11 protein-coding genes and 1 pseudogene are annotated in these 15854 nt (G+C 75.0%); 9 read left to right on the forward strand and 3 right to left on the reverse strand.

From position 1 onward, the window contains the following. Positions 1-3 precede the first annotated feature (3 nt). Positions 4-3483, forward strand: coding sequence for a hypothetical protein (locus tag ABFY03_RS03695; protein WP_346169148.1), 3480 nt, complete (start codon positions 4-6; stop codon positions 3481-3483). Positions 3484-3569: 86 nt separating this feature from the next. Then, the gene (locus ABFY03_RS03700) at positions 3570-5000 is read left to right on the forward strand and encodes a chondroitinase-B domain-containing protein (protein WP_346169149.1); all 1431 of its coding nucleotides are present in this window, start codon (positions 3570-3572) and stop codon (positions 4998-5000) included. A 25-nt stretch (positions 5001-5025) separates the two neighbouring features. Here the strand turns inward: ABFY03_RS03700 and ABFY03_RS03705 are convergent, their stop codons facing one another. Next, positions 5026-6036: a peptidoglycan-binding protein gene (locus ABFY03_RS03705; RefSeq protein ID WP_346169150.1), complete on the reverse strand. Its 1011-nt coding sequence runs from the start codon at positions 6034-6036 to the stop codon at positions 5026-5028. 270 nt (positions 6037-6306) lie between these two features. Here ABFY03_RS03705 and ABFY03_RS03710 point away from each other — a divergent pair, with 270 nt between their 5' ends. After that, entirely contained in the window at positions 6307-6804 is a 498-nt protein-coding gene (locus ABFY03_RS03710; protein ID WP_319012656.1) for a hypothetical protein, read from the forward strand. A 63-nt stretch (positions 6805-6867) separates the two neighbouring features. Here the strand turns inward: ABFY03_RS03710 and ABFY03_RS03715 are convergent, their stop codons facing one another. Both ABFY03_RS03715 and ABFY03_RS03720 read right to left on the reverse strand, forming a co-directional pair. Continuing rightward, positions 6868-8259 carry an MFS transporter gene (locus tag ABFY03_RS03715; protein ID WP_346169151.1) on the reverse strand — a complete coding sequence of 464 codons (1392 nt, stop codon included), beginning with the start codon at positions 8257-8259 and terminating at the stop codon, positions 6868-6870. 104 nt (positions 8260-8363) lie between these two features. Further along, positions 8364-9866 (reverse strand): serine/threonine-protein kinase, encoded by a 1503-nt coding sequence (locus tag ABFY03_RS03720; RefSeq protein ID WP_346169152.1) that lies wholly within the window; start codon positions 9864-9866, stop codon positions 8364-8366. 97 nt (positions 9867-9963) lie between these two features. On the opposite strand from ABFY03_RS03720, the gene ABFY03_RS03725 reads away from it, so the two are divergent. The 6 genes and pseudogenes from ABFY03_RS03725 (at position 9964) to ABFY03_RS03750 (ending at position 15785) form a co-directional block, all read left to right on the forward strand. Beyond that, entirely contained in the window at positions 9964-10512 is a 549-nt protein-coding gene (locus ABFY03_RS03725; protein WP_346169153.1) for a GNAT family N-acetyltransferase, read from the forward strand. A gap of 280 nt (positions 10513-10792) precedes the next feature. Then, a complete protein-coding gene (locus ABFY03_RS03730; RefSeq protein WP_346169154.1) occupies positions 10793-11770 on the forward strand; it encodes a hypothetical protein in 978 nt (325 codons plus the stop codon). 183 nt (positions 11771-11953) lie between these two features. Beyond that, a pseudogene (thrS, locus tag ABFY03_RS03735) lies at positions 11954-13228 on the forward strand (threonine--tRNA ligase); the annotation flags it as partial. A gap of 203 nt (positions 13229-13431) precedes the next feature. Continuing rightward, complete coding sequence (locus ABFY03_RS03740; RefSeq protein ID WP_346169155.1) at positions 13432-13995, forward strand: DUF4291 domain-containing protein; 564 nt, start codon at positions 13432-13434, stop codon at positions 13993-13995. Positions 13996-14033: 38 nt separating this feature from the next. Then, a complete protein-coding gene (locus ABFY03_RS03745; protein ID WP_319012662.1) occupies positions 14034-14627 on the forward strand; it encodes an HD domain-containing protein in 594 nt (197 codons plus the stop codon). A 117-nt stretch (positions 14628-14744) separates the two neighbouring features. Beyond that, entirely contained in the window at positions 14745-15785 is a 1041-nt protein-coding gene (locus ABFY03_RS03750) for a vWA domain-containing protein (RefSeq protein WP_319012663.1), read from the forward strand. The last annotated feature ends 69 nt before the right edge of the window (positions 15786-15854 follow it).

Below are 15854 nucleotides of genomic sequence, written 5' to 3' on the forward strand. Positions count from 1 at the left end.
GCGATGATCTCCACCGCCGGCGCCCTGCTCGCCGCCCTCGAACCCCTCCCCCACACCGCGCGGCTCCGGCTCACCGCCGTCACCGCGCACCGGCTCGCCGCCGACGGCCTTCTCCGGCCCCTCCTGGGCGAGTTGGACGGGCTCGGCCCGTACGAGCGACGCCTGGGCGCGCTGGCGGCGTTCGCCGCCGGCGATCTGGAGCACCTGGCGGCACGGCTGGGCGATCTCGATCCGGTGGTCCGCCGGTACGCGCTCCGCGCCGTCCGGCGGCTTCCCGCGCACGGGCCCGAAGCCGGAGACCCCGCCGCCGCTCCCGCCGGAGACCCCGCCGCCGACTCCGCACTCGACAAGGCCGTCGAGGCCGCCCTCACCGCCGCCTACGACGACGCTCCCGCGGTGGTCCGCGCCGACCTGGCGCGCCTGCTGCGCGACGGACGGCGGTCCGCGCTCGCCGAGCGGCTCGTCGGGCGGGTGCGCACCGAGTACGGCGAGCGGGACGCGGCGCTCCTGCTGCCGGGCTGCTCGCCGGAGTTCACCGCGCGGCTGCTGCCCGAGCTGGCGGGGGCCCTGAGGCCCGAGGACTGGAGCACGCTGGCGCTCCGTCACCCCGGCGCCGTCCTCGACCAGGCGGAGCGGCAACTCGCCGGGCTGACCGGGCGGTCGCGCGACGCGTGGTGGCGGCGGTACGCGGCGGGGCCGGCCGCGGCGCTGCCCGCCGCCCCGGAGCGCGTCCTGGAGCTGCTGGAGACGTACGGCCCCGAGCACCTGCCCGGCCCGGTCCACGACCGGCTGGGCGACCTCGTCGCGGTGGACGCCGAGCGGGTCGTCCGGTGGCTCGCCGACCCGGACCGCCGGCGTGCGCGCTGGGAGAGGACCGCGGGGCCCGCGCTGATCCGCCGGCTCGTGGCGGCCGATCCGCCGTCGCTGCCCCGCCTGGGACTCCGCTGGTTCCACCGGGACGCCTTCGGCACTCTGCTGCGGACGGTGGCGCCGGAGCGCCGCGGCGCCTTCCTGGACGCGGTCGTCGCCGCGGCCGGCCCGCAGGACTACAACGTCCGGGTCCACCCGGACGTCCTCGCGCCGCTGCCGCCGGCCGAGCGGCACGCCCGGGCCCGCGCCTTGCTCGACGACGCGCAGGACTCCTGGGACCGCTGGAGACTGCTCACCCTGCTGCCGCCCGACGAGGCGCGCCCCGAACTGACGGCCGCCCTCGCCTCACCGGACGCCGAACAGCGCGGCGGCGTCTGGGACATGCTGGTCCTCAACGCCGCGCACAGCCGCGACCCGCAGCAGGTCGGGGACGTGCTCGCGCGGGCCGCCGACCGGCTGGCCCACGAGTGGGACTCCGTACGCCGGGACCTGCTCTCCGCGCTCGCCGGCGTGCCGACGCCCCTCCTGGGGACCGCACTTGAGGGCGCCGACGGCTCCGCGTCCCTGGAGCGGCTGTGCCGCGACGCCCTGGTGGCCCGTGACTGCTCGCCGATGACCCGCGACGCGATCCGTACGCTGGCGACGGCCCTGCTCTCCGACCGTACGACCACGACCGCCCTGCCGCTCGGCGCCCGGATCCTGGAGACGCTGACCGCGCACACCGGGGCGGTTGAACTCGACGGCATCGACGCGGCGTTGGACGACGAAGGCGTCCGGGCCGTCACCGACGCGCTCGGCCCCTGGCTGGACCGGAGCGCCGCCCGGGGCGACGTCGCGCCGCTGCTCGCGCTCGTCGCGTCCTGCGGCGGGCGCGCGTACGGCGTCCCGGGGCTCCGGGACCGCCTGGAGAAGGCGCTCGCCACCTGCCCGGACCCGGTCTCCGGGGAGGTCGCCGCCGCCTGGCTCGCCGACCCCGCGACCCGCGGCGGGCGGGTCGCCGAGCTGCTGGCGCGGGAGCCTTCGGCGGCCTTCCTGCCCCCGGTGCTCGCCGTCCTCGCGGCGGAGCGCACCGACCTCCTGGACGCCGTCCTGGCGGAGACCGTACCCCCCGGCGGGCGGTTCCCCGCGGCCGGAGTTGCCCGGCCGCTGCCCGCCTTCCGGCACGCCGACCGGTGGCTGCCCCGGCAGCAGGAGGCCGCGGTCCGGCTGGCGGCGGCCTTCGTCGCCGACCCGGACCGCGGGACCGACGAACGGGCCGCGGTCCTCCGCGCGGTGGCCCCGGTGCCGGAGCACGGCCGCGCCCTGCTGCGGCGGTACGCCTCCGCGGGACCGGACGCCCCCGGGCCCGAGCGCGCGCTCGCGGCGGCGGCCCTGGACGCGGCCGCGCACACCGACGATCCGGCCTCGGCCCTCGACGCCCTCCTCGACCACGCCGGCGACAGCGAGGCCGCCGCGGCCTGGTCGGCCGCCGGGCGCGCCGCCGCGCATGCCCGGCCGAGCCGGGTGGCGGCCCTGCTCCGCGACGTGCTGACGCGGGAGACCGGGGTGAAGGTCACCGTCAGGAAGGCGGCCGTCCGGCTCGCCGCCCGCCATCTGCCTCAAGGGTCCGCCGTCACGCTCCTGTCGGACGTGGCGCGTGCTCCCGGCGTTCACCCGGACGTGCACGCGACCGTCGTCGGGCTGGCCGCGACACTGCTGCCCGCCCCCGAGATGTGGGCCCTGCTGGAGTCCGCGGTCGCCGCCGACGGGCCGGAGGCCGCCCGGAGCGCCCTCCTGGACGCGAACCCGGCGGACCTGGCGCCGGCTCACCGCGCGCGGTTCGGGGAGCTGATGGCCCGGTCGGCCCGCGGGACGAGTCAGGCCACGGCGACGTACCTCTTCCTGTCCGGACTCGCCGACTGGGCACGGTACGCCCCCGAGGCGGGCACCGCGCTCGCGGACCTCTACACCGACCTGGGCAGGACGGAACAGCTCTGGACGGTGCGAGGCGGGCTCCAGGACCTGGCCCGGTCGGACTTGCCGCACCCCGTCGGGGGCGTCGCCCCGGGCAGTCTCCTGCACGGCGTGGTCGACCGGCTCCTGGCGTACGTCGCCGCCGGCGAACCGGAGGGCGGAGGACGCGACGGGGACCTTCCCGCGCTGCGCCGTCTCCACTCCCTCCTGGAGTCGCCGCGGCAGGACCCCGGCCGGTGCGCCGAGCTGGCCCGTCAGATCGCGGACGAGCCGCTGGCCACCGCCACCCGCACCGCCCTCCTCGTCCGCGCGATCGACCTGACGGCGCCCGCACCCGAGATCCTGGGCGCCGTACGGGACCTGCTCGCCGTGGTCTCCGCCCGTCCCGTCCTCGCCGCCCGGACGGCCGAGGACCTCGAAGAGGCCCACCAGCACGGCACGCCGCTCGCCGACCCGGGCGCCGCCCTCGCCGCCGTCCGCGCCCTGGGCGACGACGGCGGGCTCGTCCCGGGTGTCCTCGCCGTCGGCCTCGCGAACGCCGTCGGCTCCCGGCAGGGCTGGCCGGACCCCTGCCGTACGGCCCTGCTCGCCCTGCGCCGGCACCCGGACCCGGACGTCCGCGACCTGGCGTACGCCACCGACCTGAGCGGCCGTCACTGACCGCTCCCGGGGAACGCGTTAGCGGGGCGTGAGTGAGACGGCAGGGGCGCCGTCGAGGGTGGAGGCCGACCACACCAGGAGGCATCATGCGACGACGTACGTTTCTCAGGGGGACCCTCGTGGGCGCGGCGGCCACGGCCGTCCCGCTCACCGCCCTGGCGCAGGGCACGGCCGCGGCGGCCGGCACCGTGACCGTCACGAGCATCGGGGCGCTGCAGAGCGCGATCGACGCGGCCGTCCCCGGGGACCGCATCGTCCTGGCCGACGGCAGCTACACCGTGCCGTCGGCGGGCATCCGGGTGACCGGCAAGCACGGCACCACGAGCGCGCCGATCACCATCGTCTCCGCCAGCCGCGGCGGCGCCGTGCTCAACGGGGCCGCCGGCTTCGTCCTCTCGGGCTCCAGCAACATCACCCTCAGCGGCTTCGCGTTCCGGCAGACGACCACGCTCGCCGTCCCGGCCGACTGCTCCCGCATCCGGCTGACCCGCAACGACTTCAAGCTCGCCGACACGGCCGGGCTCGACTGGCTGGTGGTCCGCGGCGACGACGCCAAGATCGACCGCAACCACTTCCACCACCGCACCACGCAGGGCATCTTCCTGGTCGTGGACGGGCCCGGGACCACCGCCATGGCCCAGCGGACCCACATCTTCCGGAACTACTTCGCCGACCACTCCTACACCGGCGCCAACGGCGGCGAGGCGATCCGGCTCGGCGTCAGCCACCGCGCCCTGTCCACCGCCGACGCCCTCGTCGAGTACAACCTCTTCGAGCGCTGCGACGGCGACCCCGAGGCGATCTCGGTCAAGTCCTCCGGCAACACCGTCCGCCACAACACCCTCCGCGGCAACAAGGGCGGCATCGTCCTGCGGCACGGCAACGCGACCACCGTCGAGGGCAACCACGTCCTCGGCGGCGTCAACGGCGTGCGTCTGTACGGCAACGACCACCTCGTGGTGAACAACCACATCTCGGGGACGACCTCCCGCGGCCTCGTCATCGGCAGCGGCACCACCCGCGACCACCACGAGGGCGAGACCACCGAGGAGCGGCGCGGGAACGACGCCTGCGACCGGGCGGTCATCGTGCACAACACGCTCGTCGGCAACTCCGCCACCCTCTCGGGCGAGAGCCGCACCTACGAGCCGCGTGACGTGGTCGTCGCCGACAACATCCTCGTCGCCTCCGGCGGCACCCTCGTCGACCTGGACGCCGCCCCCGGCTTCACCTGGCAGGGCAACATCCTGTGGGGCGCGGCGGCCGACGGCACCATTCCGTCGGGCGGTTTCCGGCGCGTCGACCCGCTGCTCCGCAAGGACGCGGACGGCGTCCACCGCCTCACCGCCGGCAGCCCGGCCGTCGACGCCGCCACCTACACCGCGTCGGCCGTGGCCGAGGACGCCGACGGGCACGCGCGGACGGGCGCCCGGGACGTCGGCGCCGACGAGTACTCCACCCTGGCGCCGGTCCGCCGCCCGCTGACGACGGCCGACGTGGGCCCGAACGCCGCCTGAGAGGTGCCCGGGGCCCGCGCCGCCGTCAGCCGTGCAGGCGCGGGCCCTGGTGGCTCAGCAGCGACAGCCAGTCGCGGGTGGTGACCCGGCCGGTGACGAGGAGTCCCCGCTCGGCCTGGTAGATGCGGAGCACGTCCTCGGTCTCGGAGGTGAAGTCACCGCTCACGACCGTCGGATGGCCGGCGCCGGTGAGCAGCGACTGCAGGGCCTCGACGGCCGGTCCGTAGTCGCCGCCGGCCAGCGGCACGACCAGCCGCGGCCAGGTCCTGGGGCCGACGCGGCCGTCCTGGACGAGGCCGAGGGACTTCTGGAAGCGGGTGACGGCGCCGACGGTGGCGGCGTCGACGGTGCCGGTCACCGCCACGTCGTACTTCCTCTCCCGGAGCAGGTACTGCACCGTGCGGGCCTCCCACAGCACGTCGCCGAGGCGGGTGACGGGCCAGTCGTCCTGGACGGGCGTCGCGCCGGCCGCGGCGGGGGTGGCGGCGGGCGGGGCGATCACCGGCCGCAGCCAGAGCCCCGCGGCGAAGGCCGCGCAGGCGAGCAGCAGCCACAGCACCCGGTGCACGTACCCGAGGACGGGGACGCTGATCGGCGGCGCCACGCGCGCATGCGGCGCGGCCGGGACGGCGGCGCCTGGGCCGACCGGCTCCGGGGCCGGTGCCGGTGCCGGTTCCAGGCCGGGTCCCTGCGGCGGCGCGGTGCCTCCGCGCGCGCGGGGGACGCGCCGGGCTCCCTGGGCCGCGCGGGCGAGCCGGAGTGCCTGGTCGAGTTCTCCGGGCGGTGCGCCGAGGGCGTCGTGCAGCGCCTCGACGACCGCCGGCGGTGCGGCCATCGGCCGACCGGGGTTGAGGTAGCGGGACATGGTCGCCTGGTCGACCCCGGCCCGGCGGGCCAGCGCCTTCTGCGTGGGACGCACTCCGGTGGTCCCCACCCACCACGCCCGGAGCACGGCGGTGAGGGCCGCGGCCGGATCGACGGCGGCGGACACCCGCGTGGTGGTCTCTCCGGTCCCGGTGGCCCCTGTGCAGTCCATGACGCATCCCCTATGCATGTGCATTTCCGCAGGTCAGCGGAGCGCATGCAGGCGTGCATGGACGCATGTCCGCTGACGGGTGCCCGAGGGTAGCGGCGCGGGCCGGGGGCGCGGCACGGTGATCGGGCCGGGAGGGCGTCGCCGCTCCCGCCGATCTCCCCGCTCCCGCCGCGGTACGTCCGCGTGTCGTCGTACCGGAGCGGGGGACGACCCCACCTCCGTACCTCACCCGAACGGGTGAGGCGCGGCTCGACGAAAGGACCCGCAGTCATGCGCACGTGGACCGGACCCGCCCTCCTCGCCGCCGCGGTCGCCGCCCCGCTCCTCCTGGTCGCGCCGGCCGCCGACGCGGCGCCCGCCAAGTACACGCACACGGCCGCCGCCCAGCAGTTCCGCGCGGCGGGCGTCTCGTGGACGTCCAGCAGGAACTGCTCGGACTGGAACCGGAAGGGCTGTACGTCCTTCACCAACATCAACCGGACCACGGTCGCGGGCGCCATCGCCTTCAAGAAGGCGAGCCGCTGCACGATCGTCGTCACCGGCGGCACGGAGACGGGCCACAGCACCCGGGGCACGTACACCCACCGCAACGGCTACAAGGTCGACATGTCGGTCCGGACGTCCTGCCTCGACACGTACATCACGAAGCACTACAAGAAGTCCGGCACGCGCAGGGACGGCGCCAAGCTCTACACGTCCCCGAACGGCAACGTGTACGCCCGCGAGAAGCACCACTGGGACATCACGTACTACAACGGCAAGGCGTGACCGCAGAGCCCGGTACGGGTGCGGGTGCGGGCGGATCTCCTCCCGCACCCGGCGGTGCGGCTCTCAGCGCTCCTTCGGCCGGGACGCCTGGGCGACGAGGAGGAGCACGACGCCGCAGACGGCGACCAGGATCCAGCCCGGCCGGGACGCGGGCGCGAGCTCCGTGGGACCGGCGCCGGTGACGAGCGCGCCGGCGAGGGCGATGCCCACGGCGGAACCGAGCTGCCGGGCGGTGGAGGTGATCGCCCCGGCCACGCCGGCCCGGTCCGGCGGCAGCCCGTTGACCGCGGTGTTGGTGATCGGGGCGTTGGCGAAGCCGAAGCCGATGCCGATGAGCAGGTACGAGGCCAGGAGCAGCACCACACCGGTGTCGGGCGCGAGCCGGACCAGGAGGAGTCCGCCCGCCGTGACGAAGGCGCCGGCGAGGAGCAGCGGCCGTCTCGGTCCCGTACGCCCGACCATGCGGCCCGACCAGGGGGCGCAGACGGTGGCGCCCACGGCCAGGGGCAGCGTGGCGACGCCCGCGGCGAGCGGTGTCCAGCCGCGGGTGTGCTGCAGGTAGAGGGTGTTCAGCAGCAGCGTCATGCCGAGGGCGACGAAGACGGCCACCGCGCCCGCCACCGCACCGCTGAACACCGGCCGCGTGAAGAGCCGCAGGTCCATCAGCGGCTCGGACCGGCGGGCCTCGACGCGGACGAATCCGGCGGTCGCGAGGACCGCCGCCGTGTATCCCGCGAGCGCCGCCGGCGACGTCCAGCCGACGCGCGGGCCTTCGATGAGGACGCCGACCACGACGGCGAGGACGAGGGTGAGCAGGAGCTGGCCGGGCAGGTCGAGCCGCCGCGGCCGCGGCGCCCGGGACTCCGGCACGAAGACCGCGCTGAGCAGCAGCGCGACCGCGATGACGGGCGCGTTGGCCCAGAACAGCGCCCGCCAGTCGAGCACCGCGAGCAGCGCGCCGCCGGTGACGGGTCCGGCGGCCATGCTGAGTCCGAAGACCGACGCCCAGACGCCGATCGCCTGCGCCCGCTCCCTCGGGTCGGGCATGGCGTTCACCACGATCGCGAGCGCCACCGGGCTGAGCATCGAGGCGCCGACGCCCTGGACGGCGCGGGCCGCGACCAGGGCTCCGGCCGAGGGGGCGAGCGCGCAGAGCAGCGAGGCCACGCCGAAGACGACGAGCCCGCACTGGAACACCCGGCGGCGGCCGAAACGGTCCGCCAGCGCCCCGGCGGAGATCAGGAGAGCGGCCAGGACGAGGGTGTAGGCGTCCACGATCCATTCGAGGCCGCGCGTGTCGGCGTCCAGACCCTGTCCGATGGCCGGCAGGCCCACGTTCACGATGGTGGTGTCCAGGCCCACCAGGAACATGCTCAGGCAGCAGACGGCCAGGACCGTCCAGCGTCCGCGCCTGCTCAGCACGGTCTGGCCGGGGTGCGTTGTCGTCGTGGTCATGTCGTCCCTCTGATCTCCGGCGGCGCGTCTGCGGCCAGAGTCGACCCGGACGGTGCCCACGGCCCAGCGAACGTGCGGAAACGGCAAAGAACTTCCCGGGAACGTCAACGTCCGCTTGGCACCGCGCGGAAGCCCGTGCAGCCGAAGATCTTCCAGCCGGTCCTGTCGTCGCCGTCGGCCCGGTAGACGACCACCGTCCAGTCGCCGGCCTTCGACGTCACGGGCGGGCCGCCCGGGAAGTCCCGGGGGTAGACCAGCTTCCTCTCCGCGGCACCGACCCGGACGGGCCGGGAGGTGTGGCCGAATCCCTTCCCGCCGGGCGGCTTCACGCCGGCGACCAGCCGGTACGTCTCGTCGCCGGTGAACGAGAAGCTGACGTCGACCGACGCGGCGCCGGAGAGGTAGGTGACCGAGGTCGAGGAGGTGGTGCCGGACGGGCCCGTCTCCGACTCCCGGTCGCAGTCCCCGGCACCGAGCCGCGCCTGCTTCGGATCCTTCGACAGCGTCCAGCGGACGTCGGACGCGGGCTCGGACGGGGCCGCGCCGTCGGCGTCCGGACCGGCGCCGGGGTCCGCGGTGCGCGAGGGCGCGGCCGCCGCGCCGCCCGGACCGCCGCTGTCGCTTCCCGTACTCCCCCGGTCCCACGCCTGCCAGGCGACCGTGCCCGCCGCTCCGGCCAGGGCCAGCACCAGCACCGCCGCGCCCCACCGGCTGCGGCGGACGGGCGCCGGAACCGTACCCCCGGTGCCCGGGTCCGGCCCCGGGTCGAGGCGGGTCGGCGGCAGGGGCGCGCCGCCCGCGCGGCGGCAGCGCTCGATCACCTCCGCCGTGTCCGGCCGGTCCGCCGGGTCCTTCGCCACGCAGGCACGGATCAGTGCGGCCAACTGCGGCTCTGCGACGCCGACTTGAGCGAGGTCGATGTCCTCGTGCACCGCCCGGTAGGAGACGGCTTCGGCGAGGCCGTCGCCGAACGGCGGCCGGCCCGTCAGCGCGTACGCCATGGTCGCGCCGAGGGCGAAGACGTCGGCGGGCGCGGACGTCTCGTTGCGGAGCAGCACCTCGGGGGCGGTGAAGCCGGGTGTCCCGGGCGCCGCGCCGGTCCTGGTCAGGGCCGTGTCGTCGGGGCCGCGCGCGATCCCGAAGTCGATGAGCCGGGGTCCGTCGGCGGCCAGGATGACGTTCTGCGGCTTGAGGTCCCGGTGGGTGATCCCGTACGCGTGCACGCCGGCGAGCGCCACCGCGAGCGCTTCGAACAGGGTGCGGGCGGCCGCCGGATCCAACGGTCCTTCCGCGCCGATCCGCTGACGGAGCGTCGGGCCCGGGATGTACTCGGTGGCCAGCCAGTAGGGCGCCTCGTCCAGCGAGGCGTCCACCAGTTGCGCGGTGTGCGGACCGCGGACGGTGCGGACCGTGGCGACCTCCCGCCGGAACCGGGCGAGTGCCTCCGGGTGGCCGGTGATCTCGTCGCGGATCACCTTCAGCGCGACCAGATCGCCGCCCGGCGTGCGTGCCAGGTACACCTGCCCCATGCCGCCCGCCCCGAGCCGGCCGAGGAGGAGGTGGTGGCCTATGTGCGCGGGGTCCTGACCAGGTCTCAGTGGGTCCACGCTGCCGTACTCTAGTGCGCTCGCCCCGGCGGACGGCGCGGCCCGGTCCGGCGTGATCCCCGCTGCGGGCGTGCGCGCGTCCGGTAGGTTGCCCGCCATGACCGTACTGGGACCTGACACCTGGCCGCCCGCCCCGATAGCCACGGAGCGGCTCGTGCTCCGCGCCTCGGAGGCCCGCGACCGGGCCGGCTTCGTCGAGCTGTTCGCCTCGCCCGAGGTCGGCACGTACATCGGCGGCGCCCGGCCGCGCGACGAGCTCGAACGCGCGGTTCCCGAGGTGCCCGGGCGGCGCCCCGGCGCCTTCGTGGTGACGCTCGACGACGCGATGATCGGGCTGGTCACGCTCGACCCGCGGGGCGCGGACCGGCGCGGGCACGTCCGTCCGGAGGGCGGGGAGACCGAGCTCGGCTACCTGTTCCTGCCGGCGGCGTGGGGGCACGGGTACGCCGCCGAGGCGTGCGCGGCGGCGCTCGACTGGTTCGCCGACGCGCTGCCCGGCGAACCGGTGGTGCTCTCCACGCAGAGCGCGAACGACCGCGCGATGCGGCTCGCGGCGAAGCTGGGCTTCACCGAGGTGGAGCGGTTCGAGGAGTTCGGCGCCGAGCAGTGGTTCGGCGTGCGGAACCCGGTCCCGCGGACGGTCTGAGGAATCGGCCCGCGCCGTACAACCCCGGGCGCGGGCGGTGAGTCTCCCTTGGTGATCACGCCGTGATCGGACCCCCGAGGAGACCATCATCACCGCCATACGCAAGACCCTCACCGCCACCGCCGTCGTCGGCGCCGTCCTGGCCGGCTCGGCCGCCTGCGGGACGGTCGAGCAGCTGTCGGCAGGGAAGAAGCTGGACCAGGCGTTCGAGAAGCTGGGGAGGGCGACGTCGCTCTCCTTCGAGCTCGACCTGGACGTCGACGCGCGGACGCTCAAGGAGATGGACGCGGCGTCGGACCCGGAGCCCGGCGAGGAGATCCCGGACGAGGCCGCCGAGCTGATCAGCGGCGCGAAGATCAGCGTCACGGTGGAGTCGAGGAAGCCGCTCGGCGAGTCCGGCGAGGAGGACTTCGTCGGGACGGCGATGAAGGTGAGCACCCAGGACGGCGACCTCTTCGAGTACCGGGTCGTCGGCGACCGCACGTACCTGCGGGCCGACGTCCGGAAGATCAGCACGACCATGAGCGTGCCCATGCCGTCCGCCGACGAACTGCCGCCGGAGGCCGGCGCCTTCAAGAAGGCGCTGGAGGGCGAGTGGGTCATGTTCGACACCGAGGAGATGGAGAAGGCCGCCCAGGAGTCGGCGGCGGCGCCCGGCGGTGGAGGGGCGGGGGCCGGCGAGCCGTCGCCCGCGCCCACGCTGGACGCCGAGACCCAGCAGAAGCTGCTGCGCGCCCTGCGCGAGGTCGTCGCCCGTGACGTCGACTTCGCGACGGCCGGCGGCGAGGACGGCACCGAGCGGATCTCGGCCACGGCGCCGTTCCGCACGCTGGTCACCGACCTCTTCGCCAAGATCCGTCCGCTCTCCCGGGAGCTTCCGCCCGGCGTCGAGCTGCCGTCGGACGGCGACCTGAAGGACGCCCCGGACAGCAAGGTCACGGCCGACTTCACGCTCAGGAACGGCGAGCTGAAGGAGGTGTACGTCGACCTCGCGCCGCTGGCCGAGGGCACGAAGGTCGAGAAGCTCGGCCTCGTGCTGAAGCTGAACGCCGGGGTCACGCCGGTCGCGCCCGCCGGCGCCACCGAGCTGAACGTCGACGAGATCATGGGCGGCTTCGCCGGCGCGATGATGCCGGCCGACGAGGAGTTCGACGAGGGGTTCGAAGGGGAGTTCGCGGAGGGCCTCGGCGACGAGCCCGGCGAGGGCGAGCCGGGCATCGACGTCGAGGGGCTCGACGCCGTCGAGCAGGAGTCGTAGACCGCCCGTCGGCCGGCCGCGCGAAAACGAGGTGCCCGCGGACGGGCCACCCGTTAACGTCTCCCGCATGAAGCCCGCAGCTGTGACGACGACGCCGGAGAGTGTCCCGGCGCGCTGACCGTTGTCTCAGTCCGAAGCCCCGGGGCGAGTTGCCCCGGGGCTTCGCGCTGCGGTCACTCGCCCGACGACCGCGAGGAGACCGCCATGCACGACCACGCGCACGACCCCCTGCAGCACCCACGCCACGACCACCGCAAGCTCGGCCGCGAACTCGGCCTGTTCGACACCGACCCGCTGATCGGCGCGGGACTGCCGTACTGGCTGCCGGACGGCGCCGCCGTCCGGCACGCCCTGGAGGAGTACATCCGCGACGCCGAACGGCGGGCCGGATACCGGCACGTGTACTCGCCCGTGCTGGGCAAACGGGAGCTGTACGAGATCTCGGGACACTGGGCGCACTACAGCGACGACATGTTCCCGCCGATGGACCTCGGCGGGGAGCAGGTCGTGCTGCGGCCCAGCCTGTGCCCCCACCACGCCCTCATCTACCGCTCCCGGGCGCGCAGTTACCGTGAGATGCCGTTGCGGATGGCCGAGCTGGGGGGCATGTACCGCTCCGAACTCTCGGGTGTGCTGGGCGGGTTGACCAGGGTGCGGGCCATCCAGCTCAACGACGCGCACATCTTCTGCACCCTGGAGCAGGTCGCGGAGGAGGCGCGGGCCGCGCTGGGGATGATCCGGAGGGCGTACGAGGCACTGGGCGTCGTCCCGGCCCGGTACCGGCTCTCCCTGCCGGGCCCGGGCGGCAAGTACGTCGACGCGCCCGACCTGTGGCGGCGGTCGACCGCCCTGCTGACCGAGGCGCTGGACCGGTCCGGGCTGCCCTACGAGGCGGCCGAGGGCGAGGCCGCGTTCTACGGGCCCAAGATCGACGTGCAGGTGCGGGACGGCGCCGGCCGGGAGTCCACCCTCTCCACCGTCCAGGTCGACTTCCACCAGCCCGAGCGGTTCGACCTGCGCTACGTCGGCGCGGACGGCGCCCGGCACCGTCCGGTCATGGTCCACCGCAGCATCGTCGGCAGCGTGGAACGGGCCGTCGCCCACCTCGTCGAGCGGCACGGCGGCGCCTTCCCCGCCTGGCTCGCCCCCACCCAGCTGGCGATCCTCCCGGTCTCCGACACCGAGGTCCCGGCCGCCGACGCGCTCGCCGACCGCTGCACCGCCCTCGGGCTGCGCGCCGAGGTCGCGCCCCCGGACCGCGGCAGCCTCGGCGCCCGCGTCCGCGCGGCCCGCCTGGTCCCGTACCAGGCCGTGCTCGGCGCCAGGGAGACCGCGGAGGACCGCCTCGCGCTCCGCCTCCGGGACGGCCGGCGCCCTGGCTCGCTGCCGGTGGACGAGGCGCTGGACCGGATCGGCGTGCTGGTCCGCGCCCACAGCACCGCGCTGTGGGACGACTGACCGCCCCTGTCGGTACGCAGAGGCATTCCGCCCGGCACGTCGGGCGGGATGCGCGGAAGCGTTCGCCGCGGGGGCCGGGCGGGACGGGCCGGGCCGGGCGGGTCGGTCGGTCGGTCGGTCGGTCGGTCGGTCGGTCGGTCGGTCGGTCGGTCGGTCGGAAAACGGTTCGCCGGGGGCGGGGCGGCGGTGTCAGGCTGCGACGCATGGCATCCCCGTACGAGATCCGTGCCGATTTCGACGCCGACACGATCGTCGTCTATCAGGCGTACGCGCCCGCCGTCGCCGACGCGGCGCTGCGGGCCGGGCGGTTCGTGGCGCCGTTCTCGTTCCACCGGATGACCTGGATCAAGCCGTCCTTCCTGTGGCTCATGCACCGCAGCAACTGGGCCAGGAAGCCGGGGCAGGAGCGGATCCTGGCCGTGCGGATCACCCGGCGGGGGTGGGAGGAGGCGTTGTCCCGGGCGGTGCTCACGACCGCGGACCCGGCCGCCGTGGCGCGGGCGGCCGTGCACGTCCAGTGGGATCCTGAGCGTTCGCTGCGCGGGGCGGCGCTGAACCAGTACAGCATCCAGGTCGGGCTCGGGCGCACGGTGATCCGGGAGTTCGCCGAGGACTGGATCGTCGGCCTCACCGACCTCACTCCGCGGGTCCGGAAGGCCGCGGCCCTGATGCAGGGCGGGCAGGCGGCCAAGGCCCGGCGACTGCTTCCCCCGGAGCGCGTCTATCCGCTGCCGCGGGCCCTGGAGGGCCTCGCCCTTCCCCGGTAGCCGGTGGGCGACGCCGGTGGGTGGGTAGGGTCGGCCGGATGACTCTCACTTCGGAGCTGCTGGACCGCGCCCTGACCGCGTCCACCGATCCGCCGCTGCGCCCCCTTCCCCTCGAAGTGGCGCTGCTCCTGCGCGAGTTGGCGGCACCGCCGCGCCTGGCGGCGCATCTGCGGGCCGTGCACGACGTCGCCGTCGAGCTGGTGGACTGGGTACGGGCGCGGCACCCGGGGCTGGCGTTCGACCGGGAGGCGGTGCTCTTCGGGGCGGCCACGCACGACGTGGGGAAGGTGCTGCACCCCGAGGAACTCGCGGGGCCCGGGTCCGCGCACGAGGCCGCCGGGCGGGAGCTGTTGCTGCGGCGCGGTGTCGGGGCGGATCGGGCGCGGTTCGCCGCCACCCATGCCGGCGGGGAGGAGCCGGGCGCCACCGTCGAGGACCTGCTCGTCGCCGTGGCCGACAAGGTCTGGAAGGACAAGCGGGTGGCCGGGCTCGAGGACCGGCTGGTGCGCGCGCTGGCTGAGGGCGCGGGGCGGGAGCCGTGGGAGGAGTTCCTGGCGCTCGACGAGCTGCTGGCCCGGCTGGGGGCGGACGCGGGACACCGGCTGGCCTTCCAGGCGGCCTTCCCCGTCTGACGGTCCGTCCGGCGACACCCGCCGGCGGGCGGAGGGGGCGCTTCCGGACTCGGTCGATTGTCAGTGGCGGGTGAGACGGTAGGAACATCAAGTCGGCAGAAAGACGGGGAGTTCGCCGTGTCCGTTTCCCAGAACTACATCAATCACGTCGCTCTCGTCCTGGACGCGAGTTCGTCCATGTCGCACCTGCGGAGCAAGGTCGTCGAGGTGGCGGACCAGCAGATCGCGTACCTCGCCCGCCGCTCGCGGGAGCTGGACCAGGAGACCCGGGTCACCGTGTACGTGTTCGCGGACAAGGTGCAGTGCGTCATCTACGACAAGGACGTGCTGCGGATGCCGTCCCTGAAGCAGCTGTACAAGGTCGGGGGCATGACGGCGCTGCTGGCGGCGGCGCTGAAGTCGCAGCGGGAGCTGGCGCAGACCGCGCAGCTGTACGGCGACCACAGCTTCCTGACGTTCGTCCTGACGGACGGGCAGGAGAACGCCAGCCACCGCTGCCCGGACGCGCCGAGCAAGCAGCCGCGCGCGCTGGTGGCGGCCGTGGCCGAGATGATCGAGAAGCAGGACGACAACTGGACGCTGGCCGTCCTGGTGCCGGACCAGATGGGCCGCCGCGAGGCCATGAACTGCGGCTTCCCGAAGGACAACGTCGCCGTCTGGGACGCCACGAGCACCCAGGGCCTGGAGGAGGCCGGACAGGTCATCCAGCAGGCGACCGAGAAGTTCATGGTGGGCCGCACCAAGGGCATCCGCGGGTCGCGGGCGGTGTTCTCCGTGGGGGCGGAGGCGGTGAACCAGAAGACCATCGCGGCGGCCGGCCTCACCCCGATCGACGCGTCCGGGTACGAGCTGATCCCGGTGGCGCGCGACGTGGCGATCCGCGACTGGGTGACCGAGTCCGGGCACACGTACAAGACCGGCTGCGCGTTCTACCAGCTGAGCAAGGCGGAGAAGATCCAGGCGCGGAAGCGGATCGCCGTGCTGGAGAAGAAGACCGACCGTGTCTACACGGGCCCGGAGGCGCGGGCCCTGCTCGGCCTCCCCGACGAGGAGGTGCGCGTCAAGCCGGACCAGAACGCCGAGTTCACCATCTTCGTGCAGAGCACCAGCGTCAACCGCAAGCTCGTCCCGAACACGCGGCTGCTGCTGATGCACTGACCGCACCACGGGCGCGGGACAGGCGTCGGCGCGCTGACGTCCCGCCCGTGCCGTGGCACGCGGAGGGGG

The organism is Streptomyces roseofulvus, assembly GCF_039534915.1.
GTDB lineage: Bacteria > Actinomycetota > Actinomycetes > Streptomycetales > Streptomycetaceae > Streptomyces > Streptomyces roseofulvus.